We start from the raw sequence: 13,854 nt of genomic DNA, 5'->3' as shown, positions 1-13,854 counted from the left end.
ATGGGCCGTCTTTAACCGGGCCCTCCGGCCGCATCGCGGTTCCTTCCCGGAAACGAGGGCCCCGATTTATTTGGAGAGAAAAGATGACCAAGCGTACGTTCCAGCCGAACAACCGCCGCCGCGCCAAGAAGCACGGCTTCCGCGCACGCATGAGCACCCGCGCGGGCCGCGCCATCATCAACGCGCGCCGCTCGAAGGGCCGCGCCTCCCTCTCGGCCTGAGCCGCGGCGTGACGTGCGGGCAGTGAGCCGCCTACGTCACAACGACGACTTCCGGCTGACCACCCGCCAGGGCGTGTCAGCGGCTCGATCCCACGTGATCGTGCACCTCGCGATCCTCTCCTCCCCGGAGGTCAAAAGGATCCAGGAGGAGCCGCGCGTGGGATTTGTCGTGTCAAAAAAGGTTGGCAATTCCGTTGTGCGCAGCCGCACCAAGCGGCGGCTGCGGGAAATCATGAGAGCTCGCCTTGATTCTCTGCCCGCGTACGCGAGCGTCGTGGTACGCACGCGAGTGGGGATCAACGAGATTGACCACGACACACTCGTCGGTGAAGTCGACTCCGCCTTGGCCTCCGCCCTACGAAAACTCGAGAAGCGCACCGCGAAAAAGGAGGGAGCACAGGGATGAAGGCAACCGTCGGAATCCTTCGCGCGTACCAGCGCGGCATCTCCCCGTACCTGCCCGCCGCGTGCATGTACACACCCGTGTGCTCGCAGTACGCGGTGGACTCAATCCGCCGCCACGGAACCTTCAAGGGATTGCTGCTTGCCGCGTGGCGGATCCTGCGGTGCAACCCCCTCAGCCACGGCGGGATCGACCCGACCCCCGCCCCGGGCATGTGGACGAACCCGAAACCCGTAGCCGTGCGGGACACTGAAAGCCCCAAGTTCGCTCGCACCCACTAGGCTTGACCCGAACACCCGACCTCACGCCGCTCATCGCATGACCGTCATGCGCATGCGAGTGGCAGGAAGAAAAGGCCGAAGTTGAACATTCTCTACCCCATCGAATGGGTTGTCGTCTGGATCATGGTCCAGGCCCACAAGCTGCTGTCCTTCGTGATGGACCCCGATTCCGGGTGGACCTGGCTGCTCTCGATCGTGCTTCTCACGGTCGTGGTCCGCATCATCATTTTTCCGCTCTTCGTCAAGCAGATTAAGAGTTCGCGCGGCATGCAGATCGCCGCTCCCGAACTGAAGGCGATCCAGCAGAAGTACAAGGGCAAGACCGACCCGGAATCGCGCCAGGCGATGGCGCAAGAGACCATGCAGGTCTACAAGGAGCACGACGCGAACCCCGTTGGCTCTTGCCTCCCGGTTCTCATCCAGATGCCGATTTTCTTGGCGCTCTTCCGCGTACTCTTCTACAAGCTTCCGGAGGCCGCGCAAAACAACACGAACTTTGGCATCCTCACGCCCGAGCTCGCCGATAGCGCCCACAATGCGCGCATTTTCGGTGGTACGACGATCTCCGATTCGTTCCTCACTGGCGACATGTCCGCGAAGATCATCGCGGGCGTCATCATCGCGCTCATGGTGCTCGTCACCTTCCTCACGCAGAAAGAGCTGACGATGCGGAACATGCCGCCGTCGGCCCTCGAGGGGCCCATGGCGTCCACGCAGAAGATGATGCTCTACATGCTCCCGTTCATCTACGTGATTTCGGGCCCTGGCATGCCGATCGGTGTGCTCGGGTACTGGCTCACGACCAACGTATGGACGTTCGGCCAGCAGTGGTGGATGATCACGAAGAATCCCACCCCCGGTTCCGCGGCCGAGAAGGCTCGCCACGAGCGCATCAACAAGAAGCGCGAGAAGCAGGGCCTTGAGCCGCTCGACTTCACCCCGAAGAAGTCCAAGCGTGTTCAGGAGATGGAAGCGGCAAAGGCCGAAAACATTCGCGTTCAACCCAAGCGGTACGAAAACGGCCGCAAACTGAGCGACGAGGAAATGCTCCAGCGTGCCCGCGAGAAGCGAGCGAAAGCCATCGAAGAGCGCCGCAAGAAGGCGGCCGAAAACGGCGGTGGCACCCAAAAAGGCGGCTCGAAGTCGAGCAACGCCCTCGGTAAGAAGCGTAAGAAGAAGTAAGGATTCCCGATGAGCGAGAACGACACGATCGAGAACGAGAAGGCCAACGCACAGACCTCTGCCGAAGAGCGCCTCGCGCGCCTCGAAGAGGAGGGCGATTTCGCCGCCGACTACCTCGAAGAACTCATGGACATCGCCGACCTCGATGGCGATATCGACATCGACGTTGACGGCGACCGCGCCTCCGTGGAGATCCGCGGAGCCGCCGAACTGAGCGCACTCAACGAGCCCAAGGGCGAGCTTCTCGACGCTCTCCAGGAGCTCACGCGCCTTGCCGTGCAAACGAAGACGGGCGTGCGCTCGCGCCTCATGCTCGACATTGGCGGCTTCCGCGCGGGTCACAAGAGCGAGCTCGAAGAACTCGCCGAAAAGGCCGTCGAGCAAGCGAAGAACGGCGAGGTTCCCGTTCCTCTCCAGCCCATGAACCCGTTCGAGCGCAAGGTTGTGCACGATGTTGCGAAGCGCCACGGCCTTCGCTCCGAATCGGATGGCGAGGGTAAGACCCGCCACGTCGTGATCTACCCGCAAGACTGATGCTTCCCGCCCCCGCCCATCTCGATCCCCTCGCCCGCGAGCTCTTCGGGGAACGGCTTCCGCTTGCCGAGCGATACGCGGACATTCTTCGCACCCGCGGAGCTGAGGAAGGCCTGATCGGCCCCCGGGAAGTGGATCGAATCTGGGAGCGGCATGTCATCAATTGCGCGCTCATGGTGCGTGCCCTCGGGCCCGTGGGGCTCGTGGAGTCACTCGCGGATGTTGGCTCAGGTGCGGGCCTTCCCGGGCTCGTGATCGCCATCGCGCGCGAGGACATCGACGTGACCCTCATCGAGACGATGCAGCGGCGCGTGGACTTCCTCGAGCGTGCAATTGACGAGCTCGGCCTCGTCAACGTCGAGGTTGTGCGTGCCCGCGCCGAGGACCTCCACGGCGAGCGTGAATTCGATGCCGTGACGGCACGTGCCGTAGCTGCGCTCGACAAGCTCGCGAAGTGGACCGTTCCACTCGTCCGGATTGGTGGCGAACTCGTGGTGATGAAAGGCAAGAGCGCGCGCGACGAGGTCGAGAAGGCCTCGAAGACCCTCGCGCGTGTCGGCGCGGTCGATGTTCGCGTTGAGGAATTCGGAGATCCATCCGTGGAGGTTCCTACTACAGTGGTACGAGCACACGTTCGTGAGGTAACGAGGCGAAAGGGGCCGCGTCGTGGCTAAGAAAAGCTCTCTTGACGAGACGCCGCTCATGCGGCAATTGCGCAACGATATGGAGCTGCGCAAGCGTCTCGAGAAGGCGACCTTTGCGGCACCCGAAGACACACGCATCATGGCCGTCGCGAACCAAAAAGGCGGCGTGGGCAAAACCTCGAGTGCCGTGAACGTCGCGGTCGCACTCGCGAAGGGCGGGCTTAATGTGCTCGTCATCGATTCCGACCCGCAAGGCAACGCGTCAACGGCTCTTGGCATCCCGCACGACCCCGAGATCGCCTCGCTTTACGACGTGCTTATAGAAGACGAGCCACTCTCGGCAATCGTGACCCCCTCTCCAGAAGCAGAGTCGCTCCTGTGCGCGCCCGCGACAATCGATCTTTCGGGCGCCGAAATCGAACTCGTCCCCGTGGTCGCGCGCGAATCGCGCCTCAAGAACGCCCTCGCGGACTACTTCACTGAGCGCGAAGAGCAAGGGCAGCCGCGTCTCGACTACGTGCTTATCGACTGCCCGCCCTCGCTTGGCCTGCTCACGATCAATGCGCTCGTGGCCGCCCGCGAGGTGTTCATGCCGATTCAGGCCGAGTACTACGCGCTTGAGGGCATTGCGATGCTGTGGAAGAACATCGACCTCATCCGCAAGCATCTCAACCCTGACCTTCAAGTGTCGACGATCTTGCTCACGATGTACGACGCACGCACGCGCCTCGCCGCGCAGGTGGCGGAAGACGTGCGCGAGCACTTCCCCACGCAAACCCTCGACACCGTCATCCCCCGATCGGTGCGCATCTCGGAAGCTCCGAGCTATGCGCAAACCGTTCTTAATTACGATCCCAACAGCACGGGTGCCCTCGCCTATCGCGCTGCCGCGCACGAGATTTCCCGTCGCCCCGAGCCGAAGAACTGAAACGAGGAGATCATGGCGAAGAAACGCGGCCTTGGTAGGGGAATCGGTGCGCTGATCCCCAGCTCCGAACCAGCGAGCAGCGAAAAGCCCGAAGCCCCCGAGGCACAAAGCCCTGAGCCTTCCGCTCCACCCGCTGAGCCCTCTTCCCCCTCGAAGAAGGATTCCGACGCCACCTCCGCCTCGACCGAAGCTGAGGTTTCACCATCGAGGCCCGCCGGCACTCGTGGCGTGGATATGTTCTTCAGTTCGGATGATTCCTCGTCCGGCGGTACTCGCGAACACCGCAAGTCTGCTGATCTCGAGCTCGCTGATTCATGGTCACGTGACGCTCGCTCGAAGCGCCGCGGCGGGAAGAAGTCTGCAGCGAAGGCTGCGACCTCGCGCGACGTGGCCGAGAAACGCGAGGAACACGTGGATGCGACTTCGGCGGAGCAACCGTCGGACACAGCGCCGGCCGCTGAAGCCGCCGCATCACCGACGGCCACTCGTGAAACGCCCGCTTCCTCCGCTGGAACCGACCACGTGCCCACGTCACCCGCTGGGCAGGCTGGTCTCGTGCCCGTTCCCGGTGCTGAATTCGTTGAGGTGCCGATCTCCGAGATCCGGGAGAATCCTCGTAATCCGCGCACCGTCTTCGACGATGATGAGCTCGATGAACTCGCGTACTCGCTGCGCGAAGTTGGCGTTCTCCAGCCGATCGTCGTGCGGCCTGTGACCGACTCCGTTGATGGCGAGCCATTCGAGATTGTGATGGGTGAGCGCCGTTGGCGTGCGGCGAAGCGCGCGGGGCTCGAGTCGATTCCCGCAATCGTGCGCTCCACAGCCGATGATGATCTCCTTCGCGACGCACTGCTCGAGAACCTTCACCGATCGCAGTTGAATCCCCTCGAAGAGGCGGCCGCCTACGGTCAGCTGCTTGAGGATTTCAATTGCACCCAGGATGAACTGGCGGATCGCATCGGTCGCTCGCGGCCGCAAATCTCGAATACTCTTCGCCTTCTGCGCCTCCCTCCCCTCGTGCAGCGTCGCCTGCAATCGGGGGCGCTTTCCGCGGGTCACGCCCGTGCCCTCCTGGGACTCGACGATGTGCAGCTCCAAGAGGAGCTTGCCCAGCGCATCGTGAGCGAAGGCCTGAGCGTCCGCGCCGTTGAGCGGCTGATCGCGAACGGCGTTGAATCCTCCACGGCTACGCGCGCCGTACCACGCCGTAGTTCGTATAACCCGCGCGTGGTGTCCTTGACGTCGCAGTTGTCCACCAAGCTCGAGGCACCCGTGCGTATCGATGTGGGTAAGCGCAAGGGCAAAGTCACGCTCGAGTTCACGAATCTCGACGATCTCGAGCGGATTGTGCAAAAGCTCGGGCTCGACAACGTGGAGATCCCCGAGGCCTGATCCCTCGCTGAGTGGGGCCTGAAACAGGGCCCTTTCGCCCCCGCGCTCGCGCTCGCAGCCCACGCGGGTTCGCTTTGCCTGGTCTTTAAGGCCCCGGCACCCGGGTTCGATGTCGTTTGTGCGTGGATCGAAAATTCTGGCTCGCTCTTTACCACTTTGGTCATGGTGCCTGCCCCATCAGGCACCTCAAATGACGTCTTCCCAGTAGATTCCTCGTGCTATGCGCGAGGAACAGTGTCACTGTGCTAGTGGTGCTGTGCTCTTTTGCGGAGCTCGCCGCTGGACCCTTCGTTTCCCGTCGACGCATCTATTGCGTCCTCCTCCAAGGCGGGCTCTCGAAAGGCGTCGGTAGTCGCTGGGTCGAGCCGCCGGGCCCTCGATCCTCAGTTGTTGCGCGCCGCGTTCTCTACGGCTCTAGTAAGTTTCACGTGAAACATTCGGCGCCATGGGTTGTTGGTCTCCGGATCGTCCCTGTGATCGGCTTGCTTATGCGTGCCCTGCAGTTCCTGATAAAGCTGGTGGCCTTGAGACGACGGTTTGTGGTCTGCTGTTTCACGTGAAACGTGTAGTAGGGCGCAGCAGCGGCCTATAAAGGTTTTCGGGTCCTCTTTCCCCGGCGATCATCTTCACCACTGCATTGTGAACATTTCTGGTGTTGCTTACCGAAGCACCTTTAAGCGATAGATTCTCTCGATGACTCCGTTGTCGCGTTTCACGTGAAACGCCAACTATAGAATGGATAAGTACCCGCGGATTGTTTCGCGCGCATTTCAGTAGACACCGCTTTGGGGCATTCAGTACTCGTAGACACGTGTCGGTTCGATTTGAGTCGGGTCGCAAGTTTCGCGCGCTGCTTTTGCTATGCCGCCTCCGGTTTCACGTGAAACATGTAGGCGAACTATATAGTCACTTCGGTGGATTGTCGTTTCGTTTGGCCGCGTAGCGGCAAAGGGAAATCGGTGTTTCACGTGAAACAACGGCTGTGTCGTTGGCCGCAAACTACGAACCGGAGCAAGTTAGCGAGAAGACAGATTCGCGTTTAACGGACTCATCGAAGTCGGAGCGCCAAAGCGCGTGACGCGGCTGCATAGTTTCACGTGAAACCCGACGCATGTGTTTTACGGTGCCTTTCGGACTGTAGTGGTAAGCATGGTCCGAACGTTTCACGTGAAACAAGCGGTGAAATTGCGGTAGCGTTTTTGGCGCCAACGCTGCGAGCAACTTTTTTCGGTGCTTTCTGCAGCGTTCCACGTGAAACGCGCGACGGTAAGGCACGACTTGAAGCCGAGTTCCTGGCGAACGAAGTTCCCGTCCGTCCTGGGTCAGGATACGCATAATCCTCAAAAGGCTATCCACGATGAGTTTTGAAGGGCGGACAAGGACCTATGTTTCACGTGAAAGCCCAAAAGCAAACTGTGGCATGAGAGAAGAGGGCCGCTTCAGGCGGCTCTTTTAGCAGGCGAAGGAGCCGAAGGTGAAAAGCCTTGGCAGGCCGTATGCAAAGGTACAACGTTTCACGCGAAACGCCCTATCGAGTCAGTGAGGGAGTCGGAGGTCTGAAAATCATCTTCCGAAGGTAGTCGGGTAGAGAATCGCGATCGGGAACAACGAGGGGGTATCGGCCTGGCCCACGTGAAACACACAGATGTGAATAAAGATGTGGATAAGTGGGGCATCCGCGAGATTTTGGGCGTAAATTATACACACGAATTCGATAAGGGGACAGTGAAGATCGTGAGAAAACCCCAGGTAGAGGCCCACAAAAGTCAGAAATCCACACTTGGGGTAACGCTTGTGCACAGCTTTGTGGATAACTCTTGGCTAACCATATGGTCGGCAGCGTCGGGATTTGCGAGAGTTTTGCTGACGAGCCGCTGCCGCAGCAAGGGTGCGCATTGGCAACCGAGAAACCACAAGAGTCAAGGTAGATCTCACGCCGAAAGAAGCAACGCCTCCCTCACGTTCGGCCGATACGCGGGTCGATTCCGCCAATAACGGTGGGGATTGACAGCCCATGTACGAGGTAGGAAAGCCGGTGCGAGGCATAGGCAAGCGTGGAGGAACGAGGAAAAGAACGAAAGGGGGCGCCGAGGGAAGGCACAGCTGCCACGCAGAGGAAGAGCAGGCGTCCAGGGGTGCTGCGGGTGCATGGCTCAACGAGCGTGAAACAAACTCAGGGTTCTAAGCGAGGCGCCCAGAGTCGAGTGCGCTGCGTAATTCGTCCAATGCCTCGCGTACGGTGAATTTCGGGTGCGCGCCTGTGAGCACCCGCTCACCGATAACGCTTCGACCGTTCCGGGCGATGATTCTCCACGTAGGGAGTACCCGAGGCACAAACTCCCCGGTCGGGATCTCGAGGTTCCCTTCTCCTGAACTGAGAGAAACGTCGTGGACGTGTACCTCGACATTGGAAGGTAGAACTCCGTGGAGCTCTCGAGCGGTGAGCGGCGCCGGAAGTGAGGGCGCCGCCCACGATGCCCAGTAGAGGTGAATCTCGAAAGTAACGCCGCTCCGCGAGGAGGCGCCGCAGGCGACGAAGTCGCTCACTCGAGCGTGGCGAGATATTTTTCGGCGTCGAGTGCAGCCGAGCAGCCGGATCCCGCAGCGGTGATGGCTTGGCGGTAGCGGTGATCCACAACGTCTCCGCACGCGAAAACGCCCTCGAGGGAGGTGTGAGTCGTGCGGCCTTCACAGATGATGTAGCCCTCGTCATCGATGTCGATCTGGCCCTTGAACAGACCGGAACGGGGAAGGTGGCCGATCGCTTCGAAGAGGCCGTCGGCGGGCACGGTTTCGCGTTCGCCGGTCACGGTGTCTTCGAGAACGAGGTGCGAGAGTTCGTTCTCGCCCTCAATGCCCACGACCTGGGTGTTCCAACGGATCGCGAGCTTGGGGTCGTCTTCAGCGCGTTTCGCCATGATCTTCGAGGCACGCAGCGCATCGCGGCGGTGAAGCAGGGTCACGCTCTTGCCGAAGCGCGTGAGGAAGGTGGCTTCCTCCACGGCGGAATCGCCGCCGCCCACCACGAAAATGTCCTTGTCCTTAAAGAAGAAGCCGTCGCACGTGGCGCACCAGCTCACGCCCTTACCGGAGAGGCGCTCTTCGCCGTCCACTCCGAGTTTGCGGTACGCGGAGCCGGTCGCGAGAATAACGGCCTTCGCGCGGAATACCTCGCCGCCCTCGGTTCGAATCGTTTTCACGTCGCCCGCGAGCTCGACCTCGGTCGCGTCCTCGAAAAGGATCTCAGCACCGAAACGCTCGGCCTGCTCCTGCATGTTGCCCATGAGGTCCGGGCCCATCACACCTTCGGGGAAACCCGGGAAGTTTTCGACCTCGGTGGTTGTCATGAGGGCGCCGCCGGCATCGAGAGAACCGGCGATCACCACGGGTTTGAGGCCCGCACGGGCTGCATAAACGGCAGCGGTGTAGCCCGCCGGGCCCGAGCCGACGATCACGATGTCGCGCACGGGTGCGTCCGCGGCATCGGAGGGGGCCGCGGTCTCGGCCGTGTCGGTCTGCGATCCCGAAAGGCTGATGCCGAAACCGCCGCCGAGGGTGTTGAGGATCGGGGTCTGAGGCTCAGAGGTGGTCATGATGTCCTTTCACAGCGAAGGCTCGCCAACAATCAAACAGAACAAGGGTAGGGGTGAAGGCTGAGTTTCGCGGTCAGCTCTTCGGATCCACGAGCACCCGTGCGGAAAACAGGGGCGCGGAGGCGCCGTCGGCATCCCTACCGCATGTGGAACGCACGACCGTTGCCGAAACTTCCCCGCCTTCACGACGCACTTGCGTGAGGTTGTGCTCATCGAGAACGAGGAGCCACGCATTTTCGTCGCCGCCCCACGAAACCTGCTCGAGCATAAGCACGGATTCGTTCGAGGAGAGGGACTTCAGGCACTCCGTGACGTCGAACGTCGCGGGGGTTTGCAAGCTCCCCGTGTCGAGGAGATTCTGCACCTCGGCCCCGATCGTGTACTCGGTGAGAACGGGGAGGCCGGAGTTGTCGGTTCCCGGTGCCGGGTTGGAATCGGCAACATTCTGGGTTGCTGGGGCGTCCATTTCGACACTCAGGTTGAGCGCCCACGACAACATGATGCCAAGAAGAATCGTCGCAGCGAGGAAGCCCGCGAACACCCCCGGTGGGAAGCCAGTCCAGCTTCGCCTTTCACCGCGCGCACGGTGGGCGCTACGCGACGCACGGCGAATGGGGGTCATTCTTGATTGACCTTCACTTCGGCGATCTCGAGCCGGAATCCACCGTCGACAGCGCCGAGGTTGGGCGCCCACAGCACGAGCGAGCGCGCGTCCACGGGCTTTTCGGGCGTGAGCGTGAGGTCCTCGCCGGGGGCGACCTCACCGGAGGCGAGCACGTCGCCGATCTGGCCGTCCTCGGTGAGGGTGCGCAGCTCGATCGTGCCGCCCTGCTGGGCGCCGGGCGTAACGCGAACGTTTTTGACTTCGCCGTCGCCGAGGTCGAGCTTGACGCCCATGCCCTCGCGCAGGTGGCCGTACTCGGCGCTCGCGTACCGCTGGGTTTTCCACACGGTACCCGGGTCACCGTCGAGCATGCGCCCTGCGTCTTCGGGTTTATCGGCTTTCGCCGGATCGGGCGGGTACACCACGCTCACCTGGTTGAGCGGCGCCAGGGGTTTGGGTGCCTCGGTAGGTTTCTCGCTGGGCTCTTCCTTAGGGGCTTCGGTTTTTTCGGGGGCCTTTTCTTCCGACGCCTGCGTGGTCGGGCTCGTTGCCACATCGCGGTCGTGCCGGCCCACTGACGTCACTGAGGTGATGGCCCACACGAGGCCGAGGATCACGGCGAGCAGGGCCGCGACGAGGATAATCCGCGCGGTCGTGGAGCGGGACACGTCGCCTTCGGCTGCTGAGCTGCTTCCTGCCGTATCGGAAGCGAGGGCGATGTCCATAACGTCGCGGAATGCCGAGGAGTGCTGCTGGCTGTGAGGCGCAGGCGCGTGCGGGTCGAGTGCGCTCGCTTCGCGCCCCTGCACGGGGATGACAACTCCGGCATCGGGCGCCGTCTGGCGCACACGGGGAGCCGAGTGCTGGACCGCCGAGGGCGGCGCAACGACGGGGCGGCCGGGCGCTTCGTGTGCGTCATCGTTCGTGTTCGGCGTGCGCGGCGATTCGGCGAGGGACTCCTCGCGACCCGCAACGGGAATGGGGGCGGGCGCGGGAGGCACCGGGGGTGCGACCGGCGCCGTGGGCTCTTCGGTGAGTGCCGCGGGGGCGTGGTGGGCATCGGCATCAATGTGCCCCGGGAACATGTGTGCCGCCGACGGTGCCTTCGGCGCATCGATCACTTCGGACCACGGCTTGTCGGCCTCCGCAACGGGTTTATCGGTGGTCTCAGCCTCTCCCGTGAGGGGAGCGTCGGCTTCGTCGTGTGCCTCTTCGGCCTCCGGTGCCTCGGCCCGGGCTTCGCTGTCGCCGTGGTCGGCTTCGACGGGAGAAGAGCTTTCGGCGGTGGCGTCATCGACCGATGCTTCATCGGTGCTCCCCGACTCTTGCGCGTTGAGCTGCTCCCGGTGCTCGAATGGACCCGCGACGACGGGACCGGAGGTGTTTCGCTCCGCAAGCGGTACCGGCGCCCCGGCGTGCTGCTCAGGATCGTACGCCTCGAGGGTCACGGGGAGTGACTGCCATGGCGAGAGCTCCTCGTGCACGTCTTCGATCGTCATCGGGCGAGGGCCGTCCGCGGGCGCGTTTGGTGTGAGCGGCGTGAGAAGGGTGGCGGTAAGCCTCCCCAGATCGGATGGCACCGTGCGCGGAGATGTCGTCGACGGGTCGAAGGAAGCGTCGGAACCGAAAAATTCCGGCCCGCGCGCCGCGAGCCCCACGTAGAGAATCCGCCCCACCGCACGCACATCCGGGCTGAGCGTGAAGGGCTCCGTGAGGTGCAAGAGGCCCTCGTCGCCCGCATCCTCGATACCCGCTCCGAGGACTGTCACCTGATCGTGTTCGAGGTCAACGAAGACGCGGTCTTCATCGAGATGGTGGTGCCGGATGCCCTTGCTGCGGGCTTCCTGGAGGGTTGCCGTCACGCGACCAGCGATCGTGCGGGCGGTTTCCGCGCGTAGCGCCCCCTCGCGCGTGAGGTCGGCGAGCGTGGGCAGGTTCGGGTCGGTATAGATGACCGCCGTGACGTTCGTTTCGCCTTCGTGCGACTCGAGCACGTCGCGAACGGCTTCAAGCCCCGGAACGTTCACGAGTGACACGCGGCGTGCGGCATCGAGGACATCGGCGGCAAACTCACCGCGAACGACGAACACGAGAATCGGCTCGCCGTTCTCGTTCACGCCGCGGTGCCACGACGCCCCTTCGGTTGAGGACGTAGGCAAGCGGTCAGAGCCCACGCTTTCCTTTTCCTCGAGGGCGGGGCTCAGTGAGAGAGAGGAGAAGAGTTCCTCAAGGCTGCGGATTTCTGTCACTGTGATCCTTTGGTTCGCTCGAGTGGTTCGATCCGATGCTTGACCATCGTAGCGGGGCTCTTCGGCCTCGCTCGAGGTTTCTTCCACCGCAGCGGGTGCCTTCTTTGCCGGCTCCCCGCCTCGGCGTTTGCGCACGAGTCGAGAGCTGATCATGGTCGCGGCCTCGCGAATCTCCGACACGCGGAGCATCCACGCGACGAGCGCGAATACTCCGGTCATCACTGCCGCGACGATCACGCCCACGATGATCGCGATAATGCGCCCTCGCCACGTGAAATCGCCAAAGAGTGCGAGGAGCCCCCAGCCCGCCACCGCCGAAATCGCGCCGGCCACGAAAAGGCGCGCGATCGTGGAAATGGTGCCGAGAGAATTCACCTGGCTCATATCCACGCCGTTTCGGGCGAGGTTGCGACGCATGTGCCACACACCTTCGAGCCACCCGATCACAAGGCCGATCGAACTCGCGAAGGCGCCCGCAGCCGCGGCATAGCGCGGATCGACCCAGAGGAGGATCACGGGGATCGCGAGAAGCGAGAGCACCGTGGGCGGCACGCGCATCATAAAGGCGGTGCGCGTGTCCTCGTAGGCGTAGAAGTAGCGCGTGACGAGATACGTTGCGGCGAAGGCTGGCAGTCCCAGGGTGTATCCGATGAGCACGAGACCGTTGGCGCCCGCCCCAACGGGGGACGTGCCACCCACGACGACCCACATGATCGGTGCCGCGAGCACGATGAGCACAACCGTCGCGAGGGTCATCGGGACGAACAGGATCCTGTTCATCGAGGAATAGGTGCGATAGGCCCCGAGGTGGTCGCGTTCGTTGACCCGCTTCGACATGCGCGGGAAGATGCTCGTCACGAGGGAAACGGCAATGATGCCCTGTGGAAGCATGAAAACGGTGTACGACCAGTCGAGGGCCGCGAGAGCGGGGAAAAGCTCTCGGTTGGCGCCGGCTCCGCTCGCCTGCGCCTGCTCCACAGCCGACACGGCGCCGCCCGTGGACCAGCGACGTGCGAACACCGCGACCTGGCCGACGACCATCATCGCGAACGTCCACAGCCCCATCGTTCCGAGCTTGCGCAGGCCGAGCCCGCGAAAACCCCACTTGAACCTGATCTTGAGGCCGATCTTCCGCGTCCACGCCCACACGAGGAGAGCCTGCGCGGCACTGCCTCCCACCTGGGAGAAGGCGAGAACGAGCAGCATGCCCCACGTCCACTGCGTGCCGTCGGGCTGTGCCCCCCAGAGCACGAGGAACAGAATCGATCCCGCGATATTCATGAGGTTGTTGAGCGCCGGTGCCCACGTGAAAGGCCCGAAGCTTTCGTGCGCATTGAGGATCTGCCCGAACATGATGTAAATACACGAGAAGATCATCTGCGGCATCATGAAATAGCCGAGAACGGTCGCGGCCTGAAGCGTGCCTGGGTCAAGCTTGGAGTTCGCGACGATCGTGAGGAACGGGACGGCAAGCGTGCAGAGCGTCGTGATCCCCACCGCGACAACGAAGAACAGCGTGAACAGTCGCGAGCAGAAATCCTCGCCCTTATCCGGAAGCTTCGCCGCACGCACGACTGCCGGCACGAGAATCGCGTTGAGGGTGCCACCGCCGATGAGGATCCACAGGGAGTTTGGCAGGATCTGCGCCGCAGAATACGCGTTTGCGGCGATCGATGCGGAGCCGCCGAGCACCATCCCGAGCAGGAAGGTGCGCACGAAGCCCAAAAGACGCGTTGATGCCGATGCGACCGCCATGATTGCGCTCGCGCGCATGGCCTTGCCGCGCGCAGAAGAACTGCTCGAGTTGTTCATGATTCGGGTGG

Annotated in this window: 11 protein-coding genes; 8 read left to right on the top strand and 3 right to left on the bottom strand. The window is 62.6% G+C overall.

All coding sequences use genetic code 11. From position 1 onward, the window contains the following. The first annotated feature begins 83 nt into the window (after nt 1-83). The 8 genes from rpmH (at nt 84) to NBW56_RS05970 (ending at nt 5,585) form a co-directional block, all read left to right on the top strand. Nucleotides 84-221 (top strand): 50S ribosomal protein L34, encoded by a 138-nt coding sequence (gene rpmH, locus NBW56_RS06005; RefSeq protein ID WP_016663525.1) that lies wholly within the window; start codon nt 84-86, stop codon nt 219-221. Nucleotides 222-243: 22 nt separating this feature from the next. Beyond that, the gene (rnpA, locus tag NBW56_RS06000) at nt 244-627 is read left to right on the top strand and encodes a ribonuclease P protein component (RefSeq protein ID WP_250258407.1); all 384 of its coding nucleotides are present in this window, start codon (nt 244-246) and stop codon (nt 625-627) included. Next, nucleotides 624-905: a membrane protein insertion efficiency factor YidD gene (yidD, locus tag NBW56_RS05995; protein WP_250258406.1), complete on the top strand. Its 282-nt coding sequence runs from the start codon at nt 624-626 to the stop codon at nt 903-905. Before rnpA ends, yidD begins: the two co-directional genes overlap by 4 nt. A gap of 81 nt (nt 906-986) precedes the next feature. Continuing rightward, nucleotides 987-2,087 (top strand): membrane protein insertase YidC, encoded by a 1,101-nt coding sequence (gene yidC / locus NBW56_RS05990; RefSeq protein WP_250258405.1) that lies wholly within the window; start codon nt 987-989, stop codon nt 2,085-2,087. Nucleotides 2,088-2,096: 9 nt separating this feature from the next. Then, nucleotides 2,097-2,621 carry a Jag family protein gene (locus NBW56_RS05985; RefSeq protein WP_250258404.1) on the top strand — a complete coding sequence of 175 codons (525 nt, stop codon included), beginning with the start codon at nt 2,097-2,099 and terminating at the stop codon, nt 2,619-2,621. Then, complete coding sequence (gene rsmG, locus NBW56_RS05980; protein ID WP_250258403.1) at nt 2,621-3,295, top strand: 16S rRNA (guanine(527)-N(7))-methyltransferase RsmG; 675 nt, start codon at nt 2,621-2,623, stop codon at nt 3,293-3,295. The genes NBW56_RS05985 and rsmG overlap by 1 nt, the downstream gene beginning before the upstream one ends. 28 nt (nt 3,296-3,323) lie before the next feature. Further along, entirely contained in the window at nt 3,324-4,193 is an 870-nt protein-coding gene (locus NBW56_RS05975; protein WP_502799330.1) for a ParA family protein, read from the top strand. 12 nt (nt 4,194-4,205) lie between these two features. Continuing rightward, nucleotides 4,206-5,585: a ParB/RepB/Spo0J family partition protein gene (locus tag NBW56_RS05970; RefSeq protein ID WP_250258402.1), complete on the top strand. Its 1,380-nt coding sequence runs from the start codon at nt 4,206-4,208 to the stop codon at nt 5,583-5,585. Nucleotides 5,586-8,128: 2,543 nt separating this feature from the next. On the opposite strand, the gene trxB is transcribed toward NBW56_RS05970, so the two are convergent. The 3 genes from trxB to NBW56_RS05955 form a co-directional block, all read right to left on the bottom strand. Beyond that, nucleotides 8,129-9,178 (bottom strand): thioredoxin-disulfide reductase, encoded by a 1,050-nt coding sequence (gene trxB / locus NBW56_RS05965; RefSeq protein WP_239379056.1) that lies wholly within the window; start codon nt 9,176-9,178, stop codon nt 8,129-8,131. Nucleotides 9,179-9,251: 73 nt separating this feature from the next. Further along, the gene (locus NBW56_RS05960; protein WP_150332441.1) at nt 9,252-9,800 is read right to left on the bottom strand and encodes a hypothetical protein; all 549 of its coding nucleotides are present in this window, start codon (nt 9,798-9,800) and stop codon (nt 9,252-9,254) included. Further along, nucleotides 9,797-13,843, bottom strand: coding sequence for a murein biosynthesis integral membrane protein MurJ (locus NBW56_RS05955; protein ID WP_250258401.1), 4,047 nt, complete (start codon nt 13,841-13,843; stop codon nt 9,797-9,799). The genes NBW56_RS05960 and NBW56_RS05955 overlap by 4 nt, the downstream gene beginning before the upstream one ends. Between the last annotated feature and the right edge of the window lie 11 nt (nt 13,844-13,854).

The organism is Dermabacter sp. Marseille-Q3180 (assembly GCF_940792985.1).
In the GTDB taxonomy this organism is placed as follows: domain Bacteria; phylum Actinomycetota; class Actinomycetes; order Actinomycetales; family Dermabacteraceae; genus Dermabacter; species Dermabacter vaginalis.
The sequence above is the reverse complement of the archived record's forward strand: the minus strand, read 5'-3'. Positions and strand labels throughout refer to the sequence as shown.

Bases quoted from the DNA above. Each gene is read 5' to 3' on its own strand.
- rpmH (WP_016663525.1), top strand. From the start codon at position 84: ATGACCAAGCGTACGTTCCAGCCGAACAACCGCCGCCGCGCCAAGAAG.
- yidD (WP_250258406.1), top strand. From the start codon at position 624: ATGAAGGCAACCGTCGGAATCCTTCGCGCGTACCAGCGCGGCATCTCC.
- NBW56_RS05985 (WP_250258404.1), top strand. From the start codon at position 2,097: ATGAGCGAGAACGACACGATCGAGAACGAGAAGGCCAACGCACAGACC.
- rsmG (WP_250258403.1), top strand. From the start codon at position 2,621: ATGCTTCCCGCCCCCGCCCATCTCGATCCCCTCGCCCGCGAGCTCTTC.
- NBW56_RS05975 (WP_502799330.1), top strand. From the start codon at position 3,324: ATGCGGCAATTGCGCAACGATATGGAGCTGCGCAAGCGTCTCGAGAAG.
- NBW56_RS05970 (WP_250258402.1), top strand. From the start codon at position 4,206: ATGGCGAAGAAACGCGGCCTTGGTAGGGGAATCGGTGCGCTGATCCCC.
- trxB (WP_239379056.1), bottom strand. From the start codon at position 9,178: ATGACCACCTCTGAGCCTCAGACCCCGATCCTCAACACCCTCGGCGGC.
- NBW56_RS05960 (WP_150332441.1), bottom strand. From the start codon at position 9,800: ATGACCCCCATTCGCCGTGCGTCGCGTAGCGCCCACCGTGCGCGCGGT.
- NBW56_RS05955 (WP_250258401.1), bottom strand. From the start codon at position 13,843: ATGAACAACTCGAGCAGTTCTTCTGCGCGCGGCAAGGCCATGCGCGCG.